19 protein-coding genes are annotated in these 17,927 nt (G+C 68.5%); 6 read left to right on the top strand and 13 right to left on the bottom strand.

The genetic code is table 11. The features are described from left to right. Positions 1 to 172 precede the first annotated feature (172 nt). Together EV648_RS42705 and EV648_RS25595 are read left to right on the top strand one after the other, a co-directional pair. Positions 173 to 310, top strand: coding sequence for a hypothetical protein (locus EV648_RS42705; protein WP_158294065.1), 138 nt, complete (start codon positions 173 to 175; stop codon positions 308 to 310). A gap of 30 nt (positions 311 to 340) precedes the next feature. Further along, positions 341 to 694: a hypothetical protein gene (locus tag EV648_RS25595; protein WP_132296843.1), complete on the top strand. Its 354-nt coding sequence runs from the start codon at positions 341 to 343 to the stop codon at positions 692 to 694. Positions 695 to 759: 65 nt separating this feature from the next. On the opposite strand, the gene EV648_RS25600 is transcribed toward EV648_RS25595, so the two are convergent. Beyond that, positions 760 to 2,046 carry a serine hydrolase gene (locus EV648_RS25600; protein ID WP_132296846.1) on the bottom strand — a complete coding sequence of 429 codons (1,287 nt, stop codon included), beginning with the start codon at positions 2,044 to 2,046 and terminating at the stop codon, positions 760 to 762. A 10-nt stretch (positions 2,047 to 2,056) separates the two neighbouring features. Beyond that, entirely contained in the window at positions 2,057 to 2,764 is a 708-nt protein-coding gene (locus EV648_RS25605; protein ID WP_132296849.1) for a Clp protease N-terminal domain-containing protein, read from the bottom strand. 246 nt (positions 2,765 to 3,010) lie between these two features. On the opposite strand from EV648_RS25605, the gene mug reads away from it, so the two are divergent. After that, positions 3,011 to 3,523: a G/U mismatch-specific DNA glycosylase gene (gene mug, locus EV648_RS25610; protein ID WP_132296852.1), complete on the top strand. Its 513-nt coding sequence runs from the start codon at positions 3,011 to 3,013 to the stop codon at positions 3,521 to 3,523. On the opposite strand, the gene EV648_RS43360 is transcribed toward mug, so the two are convergent. After that, positions 3,512 to 3,820 (bottom strand): hypothetical protein, encoded by a 309-nt coding sequence (locus EV648_RS43360; protein WP_199234821.1) that lies wholly within the window; start codon positions 3,818 to 3,820, stop codon positions 3,512 to 3,514. The two genes, mug and EV648_RS43360, sit on opposite strands and share 12 nt — an antisense overlap. On the opposite strand from EV648_RS43360, the gene EV648_RS25620 reads away from it, so the two are divergent. Next, entirely contained in the window at positions 3,815 to 7,153 is a 3,339-nt protein-coding gene (locus tag EV648_RS25620; RefSeq protein WP_132296855.1) for a hypothetical protein, read from the top strand. The two genes, EV648_RS43360 and EV648_RS25620, sit on opposite strands and share 6 nt — an antisense overlap. Here the strand turns inward: EV648_RS25620 and ligD are convergent. From ligD to EV648_RS25660, 8 genes are all read right to left on the bottom strand, one after another. Beyond that, a complete protein-coding gene (gene ligD, locus EV648_RS25625) occupies positions 7,150 to 8,154 on the bottom strand; it encodes a non-homologous end-joining DNA ligase (protein ID WP_132296858.1) in 1,005 nt (334 codons plus the stop codon). The genes EV648_RS25620 and ligD overlap by 4 nt on opposite strands. 55 nt (positions 8,155 to 8,209) lie before the next feature. After that, a complete protein-coding gene (locus tag EV648_RS25630) occupies positions 8,210 to 9,184 on the bottom strand; it encodes an aldo/keto reductase (RefSeq protein WP_370452742.1) in 975 nt (324 codons plus the stop codon). 178 nt (positions 9,185 to 9,362) lie between these two features. After that, positions 9,363 to 10,484 (bottom strand): tRNA dihydrouridine synthase DusB, encoded by a 1,122-nt coding sequence (gene dusB, locus EV648_RS25635; RefSeq protein ID WP_132296861.1) that lies wholly within the window; start codon positions 10,482 to 10,484, stop codon positions 9,363 to 9,365. Between the two features lie 5 nt (positions 10,485 to 10,489). Next, positions 10,490 to 11,197, bottom strand: coding sequence for a hypothetical protein (locus tag EV648_RS25640; protein ID WP_132296864.1), 708 nt, complete (start codon positions 11,195 to 11,197; stop codon positions 10,490 to 10,492). A 2-nt stretch (positions 11,198 to 11,199) separates the two neighbouring features. Next, positions 11,200 to 12,585, bottom strand: coding sequence for a glycine--tRNA ligase (locus EV648_RS25645; RefSeq protein WP_132194174.1), 1,386 nt, complete (start codon positions 12,583 to 12,585; stop codon positions 11,200 to 11,202). Between the two features lie 93 nt (positions 12,586 to 12,678). Next, positions 12,679 to 12,975, bottom strand: coding sequence for an antibiotic biosynthesis monooxygenase (locus EV648_RS25650; RefSeq protein WP_132194176.1), 297 nt, complete (start codon positions 12,973 to 12,975; stop codon positions 12,679 to 12,681). 244 nt (positions 12,976 to 13,219) lie between these two features. Continuing rightward, the gene (locus EV648_RS25655) at positions 13,220 to 13,483 is read right to left on the bottom strand and encodes a hypothetical protein (protein ID WP_132296867.1); all 264 of its coding nucleotides are present in this window, start codon (positions 13,481 to 13,483) and stop codon (positions 13,220 to 13,222) included. A gap of 107 nt (positions 13,484 to 13,590) precedes the next feature. Continuing rightward, positions 13,591 to 14,157, bottom strand: coding sequence for a hypothetical protein (locus tag EV648_RS25660; RefSeq protein WP_132296870.1), 567 nt, complete (start codon positions 14,155 to 14,157; stop codon positions 13,591 to 13,593). 77 nt (positions 14,158 to 14,234) lie between these two features. Between EV648_RS25660 and EV648_RS25665 the strand changes: the two genes are divergently transcribed. After that, on the top strand, positions 14,235 to 14,549 hold the full coding sequence (locus EV648_RS25665) for a DUF6703 family protein (RefSeq protein WP_132296873.1): 315 nt from the start codon (positions 14,235 to 14,237) through the stop codon (positions 14,547 to 14,549). Positions 14,550 to 14,584: 35 nt separating this feature from the next. Here the strand turns inward: EV648_RS25665 and EV648_RS25670 are convergent, their stop codons facing one another. Next, positions 14,585 to 15,124, bottom strand: a complete 540-nt coding sequence (locus tag EV648_RS25670; protein WP_132296876.1) for a TetR/AcrR family transcriptional regulator — start codon at positions 15,122 to 15,124, stop codon at positions 14,585 to 14,587. Positions 15,125 to 15,227: 103 nt separating this feature from the next. Here EV648_RS25670 and EV648_RS25675 point away from each other — a divergent pair, with 103 nt between their 5' ends. Beyond that, positions 15,228 to 16,457: an FAD-dependent monooxygenase gene (locus EV648_RS25675; protein WP_132296879.1), complete on the top strand. Its 1,230-nt coding sequence runs from the start codon at positions 15,228 to 15,230 to the stop codon at positions 16,455 to 16,457. 107 nt (positions 16,458 to 16,564) lie between these two features. Here EV648_RS25675 and EV648_RS25680 read toward each other — a convergent pair whose 3' ends face one another. Next, a complete protein-coding gene (locus EV648_RS25680; RefSeq protein ID WP_132296882.1) occupies positions 16,565 to 17,890 on the bottom strand; it encodes a YibE/F family protein in 1,326 nt (441 codons plus the stop codon). Positions 17,891 to 17,927: the final 37 nt, after the last annotated feature.

The following is a 17,927-nucleotide window of genomic DNA, read 5'->3' on the forward strand; positions in this document are numbered from 1 at the left end:
CCATCGGCCCCAGGCGACCCCCTCCACCGCCTGGGGCCGTGTCTTGTCTCTCTGAGGATCTAAGGGGTTCGGCACCGTATCTGCGGGGGTGCGCCCGATGTGGCTGAGGTACCTGGCAGCCGAGCGTGAGAGCAGGCGGCAACTCCGTCGTCTCAGCTCACCGGGAGACACCATGAACCACACGTACTCAGCCCTCGCCCTGTCCGCACTCGCGCTGGGCACCGTCGTACTCACGACACCCGAGGCATCAGCCCTGCTCAAAGATCCAGGCGGCGCGTCCGCTCCCTACGCCGAAAGCCGGGACGACTAGCCGGCTCGGTGCGAGAGGAGGTGCAGACCGATGATGGCTATCCAGCTAATGGTCCTCGCCGCAGTGGCTGCCGGGGTGGGTCTACTGATCATGGTCAGCTGGTTCAGCCGACTCGAAGAGGACCCGTACGTCGAGTGCGCGAACTGGCGCCGAGTCAACGCAGAAGTGGTCTCCGTACTCCGGGCCGGCGACCGCGTCTTCCTACGAGTCCGCTTCACAGTAGGGACCTCGCTCATCCAGAACGACGTCCGGTACGACGTACCGGGCCCGCTGCCACACGCCGGAGAGCGAGTCGCGATCAAGTGGGACCCGACGGCCCCCGCTCGGCTGGTAGTCGCCCGACCCCCAGCCGCTCAGCAAACGTCGCAACTTCCACCCGGCTAGCGGTGCCGGTCTTCCGCAAGATGTTGAACACATGCACGCTCACGGGGGTCAGGCGGTACGCGGGGTCAAGTGATGCGCGGGGTGACTCGGCCGCTGGTGAAGAGGTGGGTGTTGGTGAAGGTGATGGGGGTCCAGGGCTGGTTGGGGGCGCTGCGGGTGACGAAGTGGTTGCCGTCGGCTGGGGTGGTTGGTAGGAGCTCGTATTCCTGGATCGGTTCCTCGGCGAAGGCGAGGCGGTCGCCTGTTGCCTGGTAGGTCAGCACCAGTTGGTCGTCACGGCGGAGGACCTCCAGCCGAGCGCTGGCCCGTTCGTACACGCCGATGTGCTCGTCACCGGCCCGAACGTCCTCGAGGGGTTCGGGAGGAAGCGGCGCCGCGGCGCCGACATAGTGGGTGAAGACCTCGGAGGCGATGGCGTCAAAGAGGGCCGGAGCGTACGCCGAGTTGGTCAGCAGGCACACCGCCAGCCGGGCTTCGGGGTCGATCCGGAGGAAGGCGAGCTGCGAGATCGTGGTGCCGTCGTGGCCGAAGAGCTTCCGGCCGGACCAGTCGTACAGCCGCCAGGCCAGGCCGATCGCCTCCACGCCGTTCGCGCCGCCCGGGAAGGACACCTGCGGCTCGCGCATCCCGGCGTACAGGCCGTCCGGGTCGTCGAGATGTAGTTGGGCGAAACGGAGGAGGTCGCCGGCGCTCTGGGTGATGAGTCCGGCCGGGCCGATGGAGCGCGGCAGGTTCCAGGTCTGGACCGGGGAGCCGTCCGCGACGTGCCCGAGGGCCGACCTGTGCAGGATCGCCTCCTCCGGCAAGGTCATGGTCGCCGACAGCCCGAGGGGGTCGATCAGGCGGGACCGCAGGGATTCGTCCCAGGTCCGTCCGTCGAGCACCTCGATGATCCGGCCGAGGACGACGAAGCCGGCGTTGCAGTAGGAGTACGCCGTCCCCGGCGCGAACAACTGGTCCACGTCGGCCAGCAGCGCGACGTACCGCTCGAGGCAGTCGTCGCCGCGGCCGGTGTCGGTGAACAGGTCCCCGTCGATGCCGCTCTGGTGGGTGAGCAGCTGACGGACGGTGATCCGTGCGTCGATCGGTGCCTCAGGCAACAGCTTCACCACGGCGTCGTCGAGATCGAGCCGGCCCTCGGCGGCCAGCTGGACGATCATCGTGGCGGTCCACGTCTTGGTGATCGAGCCGACCTGGAAGACCGAGTCGGCCGTCACCTCGACGCCGGTCCCCCGGTTCAGGACGCCGTACGGCGTGATGGTCTGCTCGCCGTCGGCCCAGATCCCGAGTACTGCGCCGGGCACTCCGGCGTCGGCGGCGAGTGCTTCCAGGCGCGAGGTCCAGTCAGGCATGACGCCTAAGTTACTTGGCCGTCTCCAGCTCGTTGAGCACGGCCCGGATCGCAGCCCAGGCAGCCGATTCGTCCAGGCCGAGCCCCTGCAGGACGGTGGTCGCGACACCGGCCTGGTCGCGGTAGAACGCGAGCAGCAGATGCTCGGTGCCGACGTAGTTGTGGCCCAGCGCGAGCGCCTCACCCGCGGCGCCTTGCAGGACGTGCGATGCGCGCCGGGTGAACCCGAGCTCCTCCTCGTTCACGGGTCCCTCACCGGCGGGGACTGCCGCGTTCACCGCTTCGGACACCGCCTGCTCGGTGACGCCGTGGGCAACGAGCACCTTCGTGGCGAGGGCCTCCGGCTGGGTGTAGAAGGCGAGCAGCAGGTGCTCGGTACCGACGTACGAGTGGGTGAGGCCGCGGGCGACATCGGCCGCCGCCTCGACGGCCGCGCGGGTCCGCGGGGTGTAGTGCTCGAACGCGGGCCGGCTCGTCCACGACTCGGCGAAGCGTTTGTGCGCGGCCTGCTTGCTGACGCCGAGCACGGTGCTGATCTCGACCCACGACTTGCCGGCGCCGCGGGCCCGGTCGACGAAGTAGCCGAGCGCGGCGTCGCTGGTGCTGGTCAGTTCGCTGATCGTGCTCGCGGCGGTGCCGAGCTGGTCGAGGACGTCGTCGGTGCCGGCGTCCGCACGGATGGTGTCGATGAGTTGTTGCAGATCGGGCCCAGGAGTCATCCGTCAACCCTAGGTTGACGCGGCGTGGTCGTCAACCCTAGGTTGACAGCCCCGCCGCCCTCAACAACCAGAACGACTGACCCGGCTTCGCCCACCACTCCTCCGCCCCGGAGTGGTGGGCGGACCGCCACCACTCACCAACCACCTCTGACGCGCACCCCAGGAGCCTCGGCAGGCGGACGCAGCATCGCTGCAGCGGGGTTGGTGAGTGGTGGCGGTCCGGCTTCGGAAGGTTAAGGTTCCGGGGTGCAGGAATTGCCCGACATCATCGCGCCTGGACTACGGGTGCTGTTCTGCGGGATCAACCCCGGCCTGGTGTCGGCCGAGACCGGGCACCACTTCGCCCGGCCCGGCAACCGCTTCTGGCCGGCGCTGCACCAGTCGGGCTTCACGCCGAGGCAATTCCGGCCCGACGAGCAGAAGGAACTCCTCGAGCTCGGCCTCGGGATCACCAACATCGTCGATCGGCCGTCAGCCCGGGCCGACGAGCTGAGCCGGGCGGATCTCGCCGCGGGTGGCGAGAACCTGGTGAACAAGGTCCTCGCTTATGAACCCGAGTGGCTCGCGGTCGTCGGCGTCACGGCGTACCGGGTCGCTTTCGGGGACAAGAAGGCGGCGATGGGGCGGCAGGATCGCCTGATCGGTGCGACCAAGGTCTGGATCCTGCCGAACCCCAGCGGCTTGAACGCCCACTACACGCTCCCCAAGCTCGCCGCCGCCTTCGCGGAACTGAAAGCCGCTGCCAGCTCACCGCACTGACAAGTCGGCGACCACCGAGAGAGCCCCGACGAGCGACCCCGGAGGCGGCCGCCGACGCCGGTCAGGCGAGGCCGGAGCGAGGGTGGTGATCGCGAGGTTGATCGCGGCCGTGACGGCGTGCTCGACGCGCAACGCATCGAGCATGACGAAGTCGTGGATGATGCCGCCGAACCGGACGGCTGTGACGGCGACGCCGGCCTCGCGGAGCTCGCGTAGGCCTCGCCCCTCGTCGCGGAGCGCTGATGGCGGCCAATCTGCCCGCCTGACTCCCCTGTTCGGCAGGATGTGGGGATGCATGCGACCGATCTGCTGAGCGCTCTCGATGGACTCCCGTACGGCGAACGCGCCCGGCTGATCGCGCAAGAGGCGAGGCGGCTACGCGGTACTCCGGACCTGGCCGAACTGATCGCCGAACTCGACACCGGCGAGCCCATCGAGCGCGCACTCGGTCTGCAGCTCGCGCAGATCGCGGGCGACACCGACCACGTGGCCCGGCTGCTCGCGGACCCTGATCCGGTAATCCAGGCACGCGCCCTCGCGGCGGCCGGTCGCGGTGTCGCGGTCTCCGACGACGCTCTGCGTGCTCTGTACGACGATGCGCCGGCCGCCCTCCGCGCCAGGCTCCTGTCGGTGATCCGCCGGACGGGTCGGCAGGACCTGGCGGCCCGGCTGATCGACGACCAGCGCGACCGGTGGGGCGACCAAGCGGCGAGCGCGTTGCTCAGCAGCACCGACCGATCCACCGTCCAGCGGCTCCTTTCGGATCTCGCCTACTGCCTCACCGCGGGCATGTGGGAGCGGTTGGCCAGAAGACACCCGGAATCGGTGCTCGACCACGCGACCCAGACTCTGCCCGGCGACGAAGGGGCGCGAGAGGAATGGTGGGGTGGGGTCGGCTTCGGAGTGGTCGGCGCCTTCGATCACGACGCGGAGCGCGTGTTCGCGTTGCTGAAGAATGCGCTCGCTCCGGATCAACTGCCGTCCGCGGTGGTCGGGATCCTTGGCCGGTTGGTTGATCTCGATCCGAGTGGTGTGCTGGCGATCCTGACGACGCCGGAGCGCGCCTCAGCAGTACGGGAGGCGCTGACGCCGGCTGTCCGGCGACGGCTGCATCGGTTCTCCGACGACGAGCTCGCTGCACTGGGCCGACTGCTTTGGCCGGCCGTGGGCGGGTTGCTGTCCGACCTGCCACCGGCTCGTCGTGGTGTCGTGTTCGAGAAGGCGACGAGCTCGATCGAGCTCGCCCGGACCGCGCTTCCCCGTTCTGTCCTGCGGGTTCTCCCCCAGGCCGTCCGGCAGGAGCAGGCACGCCGGATGCTCACGCTGCCGACGATCCGCGAAGACCATCGGCAGAGCTGGGAGGTCACCAGTCATCTGCCGTTCGCGAAGGCGTTCGCCTTGCTCGAGCCGGAGGTCCGCCGACCGGACGTCGACGACCGCGCGGCCGTGTACCGGACCGTCATCAACTCGGCCGGGCTCTCCCGGGAGCCCGCCTCGATCGAGCAGGCGCTCACCTGGGCCACGCGGGTCCGCAACGAACGGGACCAGGTCCGCAACACCGTCCTGCTCGCCGCGGCCGGACTCCCTCCCTCTCTCCTGACCGATCAGCACGTCGCCGCGCTGCAGACCCTCCTGACCGACGCACTCGAGGCGCGCGACCTGTCCTGGAGCTCGCGCTCGGCGCTGAACCAGCTCGCCGAGCTCGCCGTCAGACAAGGAGCCCTAGGCAACCATCAGGGATTGCTCCGGTGGGGACTCGATGCCCATGCCCGGCTGACCGAGAGCCGCGGCACCGTCGGACTCTACGGCCTGATCGACGGCCTGCCCCGCGGCCGCGAGCTCGCGATCTACGAAACCCTGCGCCCGTACGTCGAGAGCGCGGTGAAGCGGCGGGAATTCGACCTCGCCTTCGCGATCGCCGGCGCGTTCGGCCGGCGCGGCTGGACCATCGTCCATCTCCACGCGATCCTCGAACAGGCCGTCTGGTCGAACCAGGAGTACACCGTCGAGCGAGCCGCCCAGCTCTGGCTCGAACCAACCGCCACTCGCTCCGAACGCACCGCCCGGATCATCGGCCGCGATGTCGGCATGGCCCGCTGGCAACCCGTCTGGAATGCCGTCACCGAATACCGCACCGACCTCCTCGATCCGGTGCTCGCCGAGCCGGATCGGATCCGCCGGTTCACCCGCAACCACCCCGCCTGGCAGGTCTCCGACGCGGCTTTGCGCCGCTGGCTCCCCCGCCAGCACCGCCGGTACGCCGAACTGGTGGCCGCCGCCGCGAACGACTCCCGCATGCCCGAGTGGGCTCGCGCGGCCGCGGTGTCGACGCTCGGGCACATCCCCGGTGTCGGACGGGCCGCGGTCGAGCCGTTCCTCACCAGCGACGCGGTCCTTCTCCAGGAGGCTGCACTGGCCGCGCTGGCGTGGACGAACCGACCCGAGCAGGTGTTGCCTGCCTTGCTGCGCCACGGTGGGGACGACCGTGCGCGAGTGGCGCTCTACGCAGCCACCCGGGCCGCGCGATTCGTCAGGCCGAGCTTGCTGGCCGAGACGTTCCGGCCCGTGCTGGTTGGCGAGGGCGTCAAGGTGACCTCGCGCAAGGAGGCCGCGCGGCTCCTCGGCGAACTCCGCGCACCCGGCGCCAGCGAAGTACTGACTGAAGCCTGGGCGGACGCGCATCGGGATGTGAAGGCGGCGATCACCAGTACGGCGTCGCAGTACCTGCTGCATGAGCCGGCGAGTTGGGCGCTGTTGCAGGAGGCTGTGCACGATTCGCCTGCTACTGCGACGGTTCTGGCCCAGCGATCGCCGTCCACGATGGCGTCGAAGTACCGCTCGCACTACGCGGACCTGCTGATCGCCGTGACGAACAGGTCCGAGCCGGAGGTGGTGCGGCTCGCGCTGCTGTCGATGCGGTTCTGGGCGCGCTTCAACCCCGCCGCCGTGCCGGTGTGCGCCGCCTTCATCACGGACCTCAGCATCCGCAACAGCACCTGGTCCGATGGAACCAGCACCCTCGCCACCATTGCCGCCGCCACCCCGGAACTCGCCCTCGACGAAGTGCTCTCGGTGGTCCGTCTCCTCGTCCGGCTGGAGACCAACCCCAACATCCCCAACGCCACCCCGGACCGCGATCGCCCGGCCCGGCAGCGGCTGACGGCCTTCATCAACAGCTTGACCGCGGCCTTCGGCATGAAGTCCACCGAAGCCCGGCAGGCGTTGCGCTTGGTCGCCGACGAGGTCACCGCGCCCGAGTACGTGCACTGCCGGCTGCAGTTGCTCGTCAACGCGCTCCGGTGGGAAGTGCTGTACGACGAACTGTCGGCGCTGGCGAGCCTGGTCGCGGATCGGCCGGTGGCGACGTTTGATGCGGTGGACCAACTCAGCAAGAGGCTGAGCAACTCGCACGCCTACTGGACGCCCGACGACCTGGTAGAGCCGGCCGCCAGGCTTGCGGCGAGGTCCCGTACCGTCGATTCCCTGCTGGCGCTCTCGCTGACGGCGGCAGCAGGTCGGCGAGCGGGCTGGCCGCTGACCTGGCGAACGCAACTGGCCGAACTCCGCAACCATCCCGCTGCTGACGTTCGCCACGCTGCTCTGGATCTCGTCACGGCGTCCGAAAGCTAGCCCTTTTCCTCAACCTCTGACGCGGCCTCGCCTTCTGACTCGGCGGCTCGGCGGGCCGCGGCCTTGCGGCGTTTGCCTTCGTGCATGGCGACGACGCGGGCGATCGGGATGGTGTGGCCCTCCTCGATCAGCTCGGCGGGCAGCGTCTGAGGCGCCGGCAACTGCTCGGCCCACGGGTCGCCGTCGCCCAGGAGCGCTGGAGCCGTGTGCAGGGTGAAGTCCTTGGGTGTCACCTGATCGATGTCGTCCCAGCCGACGGGGAACGACACCGTTGCACCTGGCCGGATGCGCGGGCTGTACGCCGCGACAACCGTCGCCCCGCCGGAGCGGGTCGAGTCGACGAACACCTTGCCTTGCCGCTCTTCCTTGACGTACGCGGTGGTCGCCAGTGCCGGGTCGATCCGCTCGGCCCGTGCAGCGATAGCGCGGGTGGCCGCGGCTGCGTCCTCGATCGAGGCCCGGTCGTCGATCGGGACATAGACGTGGACGCCCTTGGCGCCGCTGGTCTTGACCGCCCCGCTCAATCCGATGTCTGCGAGTGCCTGCCGCACCAGATGCGCCGCCTGCACTGCCAGCTGGAAGGTCTCGCCCTCCGGCGGGTCGAGGTCGAGCACCAGTTGCGTGACGCGATCCCAGCGGGAGGCACGGACCAGCGTTGGGTGGTACTCCACCGCACGCTGGTTCGCGAACCACAGCAGCGTCTTCCGGTCATCGCAAACGGCGTACGACACCTCGCGCTTGGACGCCTCGGCCCACATCGGCACCGTCCGCACCCACTCCGGCGTGTACTTCGGAACGTTCTTCTGCATGAACGGCTGCTGCCCCGGCCGCACCCGGATCACCGACAACGGGCGCTCCCGCAACTCCCGCAGGATCCGCTCGTGCACGGCATCGAGGTAGTCCACCAGATCCCGCTTGGTAGCCCCGGCCCCGTCGAACAGCGGCTGATCCAGATTGGTCAGCGGCACCCCATCACGCGTCTCATCCGGCTTACTCGCCATGACAGGAGACTACGGGCAGACAGGCTCGTGGTGGTGCTGCCGAACAGGTCAGCCGTCAGAACCAAGACGGTCCATGCGGTGTGTACGGCTCTTCGAGTGCCTGGATCTCGTCGTCGGCGAGGTGTACGTCGAGCGCCGCGACGGCTTCGGGCAGGTGGTGCGGCTTGGTCGCGCCCACGATCGGAGCGGAGATGGCGACGTTGTTGAGCACCCAGGCGAGGGCGACCTGTGCCATCGGGATGTGACGCGCTTCGCCGACCCTCTGGACGGCGTTGACGACCGGCTCGTCAAGAGGTGAGTCGAACGACTTGACGACGTCGTCCACCGTCGAACGGTGAGACTGTTCGCCCCAGGGCCGGGCTAGGCGGCCCTTGCCCTGGGGTGAGTAGGGAACGACGCCTACGCCCATATCAGCGCACATCGGCAACAGTTCGCGCTCTTCCTGGCGCCTGAGCAGGTTGTACTGGTTCTGCATGGCGACGAAGCGGGTCCAGCCGCCGAGCGCGGCGGCATGCTGGAGTTTGGCGAACTGCCAGGCGTACATGGAGGAGGCGCCGAGGTAGCGGACCTTGCCTGCTTTGACGACGTCGTGCAGAGCCTCCATCGTCTCTTCAACCGGGGTGTCGGGGTCGAAGCGGTGGATCTGGTAGAGGTCGATGAAGTCGGTGCCGAGCCGGATCAGCGAGGCGTCCACCTGCTCGAGGATCGCCTTGCGGGACAGGCCTTGCCCGCCGGGGCCGTCGTGCATCTTGCCGAAGAGCTTGGTGGCCAGCACGACGTCCTCACGTCGGGAGTAGCGCCTGATGGCTCGTCCGACCAGTTCCTCGGAGGTGCCGTGCTGGTAGACGTTCGCCGTGTCCCAGAACGTGATGCCCAGCTCGACCGCCTGGCGGAAGAACGGCTGAGCCGCTTCGTCGTCCAGTGCCCAGCGATGCGCGGCACTGCTCGTGGGGTCGCCGTAACTCATACAGCCCAGCGCGAGACGACTGACCTGCAGTCCGGTGTTACCCAGCCGGGTGTACTCCATCATCGATCTCCTTTGGCGGCAGTCAGCGCGAGGGCTTGGTGGCCTGATCCGGCTGATGGCCCCAGGAACGAAGCGCCGGAATTACGCCATGCAATCAGGCTTCGGGCGGAGATGGGAGGCACTGGCTATCGGGGTACCGACACAACCCCCTCCATCGGGTGAGTCGTCGTAGCGGCATCAGTCAGCCGCCGGAGACTCCTATTTCGGCGTCAGCCAGGTCGGTGTTGAGGCCGTCGGTGTCGTCCAGCCAGCCTTGGGGGAGGACGACGTGGTCGCGGGGGCTGCCCTGGCGACCGCGGGGGGAGCCGAGCTCCTGGACGGGGAACGGGGCGGTCGGGTCGAGCTGGGCCAGGAGTTCGTCCAGGTGGACCAGGGAGTCGACCATGCCAAGGGCAGCGCGGAGTTCGCCGCCGGCCGGGAAGCCCTTCAGGTACCACGGGACGTGCTTGCGGAAGTCGCGGAGGCCGCGCTGCTCCCCCATCAGGTCGGCCAGGAGCTCGCCGTGCCGCCGCATCACCGCGGCGACTTCGCCCAGATTCGGCAGGTTGAGCGCCTCACCACCGGCGAACGCCACCGCCAGGTCGCGGAACAACCACGGCCGGCCGAGGCACCCGCGCCCCACGATGACCCCGGCACAACCCGTCTCGGAGACCATCCGGAGCGCGTCGGACGCCTCCCAGATGTCGCCGTTGCCGAGCACGGGGATGTTCACGTGCTCCACGAGTTCGGCGATCTTGCCCCAGTCGGCCTGGCCCGAGTACGCCTGGGCCGCGGTACGGCCGTGCAGCCCGATCGCGGCCGCGCCCGACTCCTCGGCGATCTTGCCCGCGTCGAGGTAGGTCTGGTGCGCGCTGTCGATCCCGATCCGGGTCTTCATCGTCACCGGGATGCCGTACGGCGTGGCCGCCTTCACCGCGGACTGCAGGATCGCGCCGAGCAGATTCCGCTTCCAGGGAAGGGCCGCGCCGCCGCCCTTGCGGGTCACCTTCGGCACCGGGCAGCCGAAGTTCAGGTCGATGTGCGCGACGCCGTACTCCGCGCACAACAGCTCCACCGCGCGCCCGACGTACACGGGGTCGACGCCGTACAACTGGACCGACCGGACCGTCTCGCGCTCGTCGAAGGTGAGCATGTCGAGGCTCTTCTGGTCCCCCTCGACGATGCCGCGCGACGTGATCATCTCGCAGACGTACAGCCCGGCGCCCTGCTCCGCGCACAGCCGCCGGTACGCCGCGTTGGTGATCCCCGCCATCGGCGCGAGCACCACCGGCGTATCGATCGTCAGGTCGCCGAGCTTCAGCATGTTGCTCAGGCCTTCGTCACCAGGATCTGGCCGTTGCCGGACACCTGCGCCTTGTAGGGCTGTACTGCGTTGGCGGTCGTCGTCACGTCGCAGGAGATCCCCTCGGACGTGTGCTTGACCACGGCGACGTCGTCCATCGTGCAGGTCACCTTGGCCGCGCCGGCGACCGTCCGCTGCACCGCGTCGACGACCTTCGCCTTCGCGACCGCCACCGAGTCCGAGGTGAACTTGTACGACGCGCTGTACTGCTTGGCGTCGATCGTCAGCTTGCCCGGGTACGACTTGCCCGCATAGGTGACCGTGCACGTCAGGTTGTGCGTGCCCGGCTTCTCCGCGTTGTCGATCCCCGGGCAGTTCACCGTCGTGGTGGCAGCCTTGCCCGCGGCGATCTGGGCCTGCTTGGAGATCGCGAAGCGGATCCGCTGCGCCAGCGGGGCATCCGATGCAGGCTCGCCCTTCACCTTGGGAGTCGGCCACGGCTTCGAGGGCGTCGGCAACGGCTTCAGCGTCGGCGTCGAGGCGGTCGGGATCGGCGCGGTCGAACCCGGCGCACTCGGGTTGGACGCCGACGGGGTGCCTGCGGCGTTGTTGTCCGGAGGTGAGTCCGAGCAACCGGCGACCAGGAAGACCAGCAGCGCGCTCAGACCGAAGACGGCCAGGCCGAACTTGGTGTGGCCCGGCGTCAGAAGTCCCCGCAGCGTCCGTTCGCTCATTGTCAGCAACCCACCAGACGCTGCGCGAGGTAACCGGTGACCTCGGTGAGGGCGACTCGTTCCTGCTTCATCGAGTCCCGCTCGCGGATCGTCACGGCCTGGTCGTCGAGGGTGTCGAAGTCGACGGTGATGCAGTACGGCGTACCGATCTCGTCCTGGCGGCGGTAGCGACGGCCGATCGCGCCGGCGTCGTCGAAGTCGACGTTCCAGTTCTTCCGCAGCTCGCCGGCCAGGTCTTTCGCCTTCGGGGACAGGTCGGCGTTGCGGGACAGCGGGAGCACCGCCGCCTTGACCGGGGCCAGCCGCGGGTCGAAGCGCAGTACGGTCCGCTTGTCCACGCCGCCCTTGGCGTTCGGGGCCTCGTCCTCGGTGTAGGCGTCGAGCAGGAACGCGAGCACGTTGCGAGTCAGGCCGGCCGCCGGCTCGATGACGTACGGCGTCCAGCGCTCGCCCTTCTCCTGGTCGAAGTAGGACAGGTCGACGCCGGAGTGCTTGGAGTGGGTGGACAGGTCGAAGTCGGTCCGGTTCGCGATGCCCTCGAGCTCGTCGAACTCCTTGCCGCCGAAGTGGAACCTGTACTCGATGTCGACGGTGCGCTTCGAGTAGTGGCTCAGCTTCTCCTTCGGGTGCTCGTAGAGCCGCATGTTGTCCGGGTTCAGACCGAGCCCGGTGTACCAGTCCCAGCGCGCCTTCAGCCAGTACTCGTGCCACTCCTCGTCACTGCCCGGCGCGACGAAGAACTCCATCTCCATCTGCTCGAACTCGCGGGTCCGGAAGATGAAGTTGCCCGGGGTGATCTCGTTGCGGAAGCTCTTGCCGACCTGGGCGATGCCGAACGGCGGCTTCTTCCTGGCGGTGCCCATCACGTTGGCGAAGTTGATGAAGATGCCCTGCGCGGTCTCCGGCCGCAGGTAGTGCAGGCCTTCCTCCGACTCGACCGGGCCCAGGTAGGTCTTCAGCAGGCCGTTGAACATCCGCGGCTCGGTGAAGGTGCCCTTGTTGCCGCAGTTCGGGCAGGCGATCTCGTCCAGCTTGACCTCGTCGGCGTCCTTGTTCTTGCGCCGGGCGAAGTCCTCGCGCAGGTGGTCGTCGCGGAAACGCTTGTGGCAGGACTGACACTCGGTCAGCGGGTCGACGAACTCCGACAGGTGGCCGGACGCCTCCCACACCTTGGTGGGCAGGATCACCGACGAGTCCAGCCCGACGATGTCGTCGCGGCTCGTCACCATCGAGCGCCACCACTGGGTGCGCACGTTGTTCTTCAGCTCGACGCCGAGCGGTCCGTAGTCCCAGGCCGACTTGGTACCACCGTAGATCTCGCCGCACGGGTAGACGAAGCCTCTCCGCTTACTGAGGCTGACGACGGCATCGACGGTATCCACGGGCACTTTTCGACTCCAGTTTGGTGGTACGGGAAGGGTCCAGGCTATCGGGCCGGGGAGGCCCTCGTCGCATTCGTGCTCGCGACGATCGATCGCCGCTCAGCGCAGCGGGGCGAACTCGCTCAGGTCGTCGTAGGCGGTCGGCTCGTCGATCGCCTGCGACAGCAGCGGCACCGCCGCCAGCTTCACCTCGTACGGCGAGAGCGCGCGGCGGTAGCTGCCGATGTTCTCCCACTCCATGCTCAGCGCGAGAAGTTCGGGGTCGTCCGCGTTCCGCCCGGTCCGGGCCGCGACGAACCCCTTCTGTCGCGACAACACCTCGACAGCCGTCTCCAGCCGCCCCAAGAACTCCGGCTGCGCGGTCTCGTCGACCCGGAACCTGATCACCACGAACACGCGCGCAAGCGTACGGCGTCACGCAGCGCGATCCACACCGCCCCGGTACGGCGTACTCCCGGCACCCGTCAGCGTTCCTGCTTCGGCCCACTCCGGGACGGTCCAGCCGAGGTGGTCGGACCCCCCGCCCGCCGAACTGCGCCGGATCAAGCGGCCTCGAACTCGAGAGCGGCTGCTGCCCCGCCCAAGCCTGAGCCACAGCCCGCTTCGCGTCGAGCTCGGGCTGCCGCTGCGACTGATTGCCTCAGGACGAGGCCGGGCGGTCGCCGAATCGGTTCAGGCCTGGTTGCCGGTCGTTCGGGTGCCGGTTCAGCCGCGCGCAGGTGTGCTCATAGATGTTGCCGCTCCCCTGCCGCGGCTTGATCGCCAGCAGCTCGCGCCTTGGCTGACCACCTGGCGTCGCCGGACCGCTCTCCCGGAAGACCAGCCGATGGTCGGCCTTCTTCTGCGGATCCGACTGCACATAAGCCGTCACACAGTCCCGCAGATCCCCCTTCCCCGACTCCATACCCCAACGGGTGATGCCCGTCGGTCTTGCCCTCCGCCAGATTCTTGATCTGACTCAGCACTTGCTTCCGGAGAAAGGCTCCTCGACCACTCGGATCCCGACGAGCATCAGCCGCGAGGCGCTGCAGGTCCTGGGCGAACCTCTCCCCCAGGACGATTTCGTACTTCGGCTCGGTCACTGGTCGGGCCGTCTTCGCGGCGGAGGTCCTCCAGATCCTGTACGGCCTCTGGGCCTATCAGGGCGGCGATCTCGTCGAGACTGAACGGTCTGCTGTCCGGGAGGGGCTCCGTTGCGTAGGTGCGCTTGGTGGGGTCGTCGACCACGCCGGCCGGGGGCTCGTCGTCACCGCGGAGGAACCGGTACTGCGACGTCGACAGCACCACCGCCTCGGGCTCGCCCTCTTCACCCCACACCAGCGGGGTCGGGGAGGCGCCGGCCCGGACCGCCGTGAGCTGCCTCGGCAACTCGGACGCCACCTGGGCCGGCTCCAGCACCGACGGCCCGAGGTCGAACTTGGCCTCACCACCGAGATCCTCGAACTCGTCGTACGTCAGGACCACAGCCTCCGGCACCTCGGCGCCGAAGCTGAAGGCACGGGTGGATCCCTCGCGGAACCGGCCCAGGATCCCCGGCAGGTCGCGGCTGATGTCGTCGACTGATGGCGAACCGTTCATCCACAGACTGTAACCAAAAGGCGGTCCGCGCGGAGGCGACTATCCACAGACGACCAGAGGGCTGGAACACTGTGGAGATGAGCAGCGCATCTCCCAGCAGTCAGCCGTCGAGTCCGCTCCGCGCGCGGATCACCAAGTTGAGCTACCCGGTGGTGGCGAAGCTGCACGAGATGCCGAAGCTGACGTTGCCCGGAATCACCCTGGTGCTCGCCCTGATCGGGGTGTTCGCGCCTGTCGCCGCAGGCGTCCCCGCGCTTATTCTGCTCGCGCTGCTGCTCGCCTGGCTCGGCTTCCTGTCGTGGCCGGTGGTGTCGAACGGCCAGCGCGCCATCCGCGTCTTCTCCGTCCTCGTCATCCTGCTCTTCGGCGTCTCCCGCATCGCCAACGGCTGAGCGACACCAACTGGGTCTGGCCTGCAGGGGTGCGGTCAGGCCTGCAGGGTGTCCACAGCGGCTGCGACAGCGGCGGCTCGAAGGTCGGTCGGGTCGACGTGTTCGAACATCACCGCGCAGTCGGAGAGACCGCCGAGGGCGACCATGCCGCGGACCTGCTGGTCCAGGGACGGATCCGGGCCGATCAGCAAGGCGATCAACCGCTGCCGCCAGTCGATGAACTTCGACGCCAGGTCCAGCTGGTGCAGCACGGTCATGTCGCTGAGGGCGACCTGGATCAGCCGCCGGTGCTTGTAGGCCAGGTCGAAGTACGACTCGAGCAACGCGCGCGGATCCGCTGACGCCGCGGCCTCCTGCGCTTCGACATAGGTGTTGAAGTCGTCGAACAGCGGTGTCACCAGGCTGCCGACCAGTTCTTCGCGGGACGCGAAGTGGTAGTACAGCGCGGGCTTGGTCACGCCCAGCCGGTCGGCGATCTGCCGCAGGCTGGTCTGCTGCAGGCCCTGCTCGGCGAACAGGTCCAGCGCCACCGCCTGGATCCTCGCCTTGGTGTCCCCGCTCCGTGCTCTCGGCATGCTGCGAACTTTAGCTGACCTACCGTTAAGTAAGCCATTGACAATGGCCTTCACGATTGCTTACCTTCCGTTAAGTAAGCAATCGGGCGAGGGGGTGGAGGCAATGCAGAACGTACTGATCTCCGGCGCGAGCGTGGCCGGGCCGGTGCTGGCCTACTGGCTGCGGCAATACGGCTTCGAGCCGACGATCGTCGAGCGCACGCCGGCTCTGCGCCACGGGCTGGGAGGTCACGCGGTCGACCTGTTCGGCTCCGGCGTCGAGGTCGCCCGGCGGATGGGGATCGGCGAAGCCGTCCAGGCGGCGCGCACCCGGACCGAGTTGATGACGCTGTTCCGCAACGGCAAGAAGCCGGTCGAGATCAACGTCGACAAGCTCAGCTCCGGCATCTCCGACCGCCACGTGGAGATCCTCCGCGGCGAGCTCACCAGCCTCCTGTACGACGCGACGCGCGACCGGGTCGAGTACCTCTTCGGGGACTCCATCGCCACCCTGAACGACGACGGCCAGGGGGTTGACGTCACCTTCGAGCACAGCGAGCCCCGCCGGTTCGACCTGGTGATCGGTGCCGACGGCATGCACTCCACGGTCCGGCGGCTTGCGTTCGGGCCGGAGGAGTCGATGCGCCGGCCACTCGGCGGCTACCTCGGCGTGTACTCGATGCCGGACGAACTCGCGCTGGGCAACCGGATGTTCGTACACATGGAGATCGGCAAGATCGCCAGCACCTACGGCGTGCACCAGACGGGCCAGGCCCGGGCCGCCTTCCTGTTCCGCCGGCGGGAGGAGTTGCAGTACGACTACCGCGACAAGGACCAGCAGAAGCGGATCCTGGCGGACGAGTTCCGCGACTACGGCTGGGAGGTGCCGCGCCTGCTGAAGCACCTGGACGCGGCCGAGGACTTCTACTTCGACTCGATCACCCAGATCACCCTCGACTCCTGGCAGCGCGGGCGGATCGGCCTGGTCGGCGACGCGGGGTACTGCCCGGGCCCGGCCGTCGGTGGTGGGACCAGCCTCGCCGTCGTCACGGCGTACGTGCTGGCAGGTGAGTTGGCGGCGGCCCGCGCCGATCTGCCGTCCGGGCTGCGGAACTACGAGAACAAGATCCGCCGGTTCGTCGACCTGAGCCGCGCGGTCGGCCCAAAGGTGATGGGATCGATCATCCCGGACAGCGCGACCGCTCTACGGGCGGTCCCGATCGCGGCAAGCGTCCTGCCGCACCTACCTCTCTGGGTGCAACGCAAGCTGTGGTCCCAGAACGGCGTCGGCAAGGCGCTCGACTCCTTACCGCTCCCCGACTACAGCGATCTGATCAGAGTGCCGCAGTCGTAGTCAGGTCGTCAGGTAGGCAACCTGGCCGACTTGCGCGACCTTGGTGAGAGAGAGCTGGGATGAGGTCTACACCGCGCCGGCGCTGAGATCAGACGGTTACCGCGGGATCAGAGCATCTTCTCGGCGCCGGATTCCGCACCGGGCGGAACGGACTCCGGCAGGCTGACCAGGTCGCGGGAGCGGTCGGCGACGGCCAGCGCGGCGAGCGCCGTGGTGAGCGGGACGGCGGCGATGATGCCGAGGCTTCCGACCAGGCCGCGGACGATCTCCTGGGCCACGATCTCGGTGGTGATGACATAGCCGGTCGACACCCCACCGATTGCGAAGGTCATGAGGATCGGCAGCGCGGCTCCGGCGTACGCGAGCACCAGGGTGTTGACGACCGACGCGACGTGCGCCCGGCCGATTCGCAGGCCGGCGCCGATCAGGCTTGCGCGACTGGCTGACGGGTTCGCGGCGGACAACTCCCAGACCGCGCTCGCCTGCGTCACCGTCACGTCGTCGAGCACGCCGAGTGCGCCGATCACCATGCCGGCTACCAGCAGGCCAGTGAGGTCGAGACCGGGCACGTAACTCTTGATCGCCGACGCGCCCTCGGTGGCGAGGCCGGAGAAGTCGCCGACCTTCACGAAGGCCCAGCCGAGGAATGCCGTCAGCCCGAGGGAGGCGATCGTACCGGCCAGCGCCACCGAGGACTGGGCGTTGATGCCGTGGGTCAGGTACAGGGCGATCACCATGATCACCGAGCCGCCGACCACCGCGACCAGCAGTGGATTCGAGCCCTTGAGGATGGCCGGCAGGATGAATTGCGTCAGGGTCAGCGCGGTGACGCCCAGAGCGATCAGCGCGCTGACGCCTCGCCACCGGGACAGGGCGATCACCGCGACCGCGAAGATGCCGGCCAGCAGCATGAGCGGGATCGAGCGGTCGTGGTCGACGTACTGGTACCTGCTCTTCAGCGGCGCGTCCTTCTGTACGCCGAGCAGCACCTTCTCGCCGACCTTGATCGGCACCGCGGCCTGCTTGCCCTTCGGCACCTCAACCGGTACTTCGAGTCCCTTGTCCGAGCCGGGCGCCTTGCGCAGTTTCACGGTCGCCAGATCACAGTCGGCCGGGGTCTTGGCGCACGGCTTGAGCGACACGACCGTGCCGCTCGCGCCGGTCTGCTCGGCCGCCGGCACCTTCAGATCACCGCCCGGCCACATCACGATCATGGCGATCACCGCGGCGGCGATCAGCGGGATCAAGAGGGCGGCGACCACTATTCGGACACGTCGGGCGACCACCGCGTCCGAGTCCACCACCGAGGTATCGACCACCGCGTCGCCATGGCCGTGACCGTGTCCGTGCCCGTGACCGTGCGGAATTTCGATCCGGCGCCCGCGGTTCGACCTGTTGTCGGCTCGCCTGCGCCCCACGTTCCGCCTTGCCATCCGTCAACTCCCTGTTTTGACAACCATCCCCACTTAA

The sequence above is a fragment of the Kribbella sp. VKM Ac-2568 genome (assembly GCF_004345365.1).
Classification (GTDB): Bacteria; Actinomycetota; Actinomycetes; order Propionibacteriales; family Kribbellaceae; genus Kribbella; species Kribbella orskensis.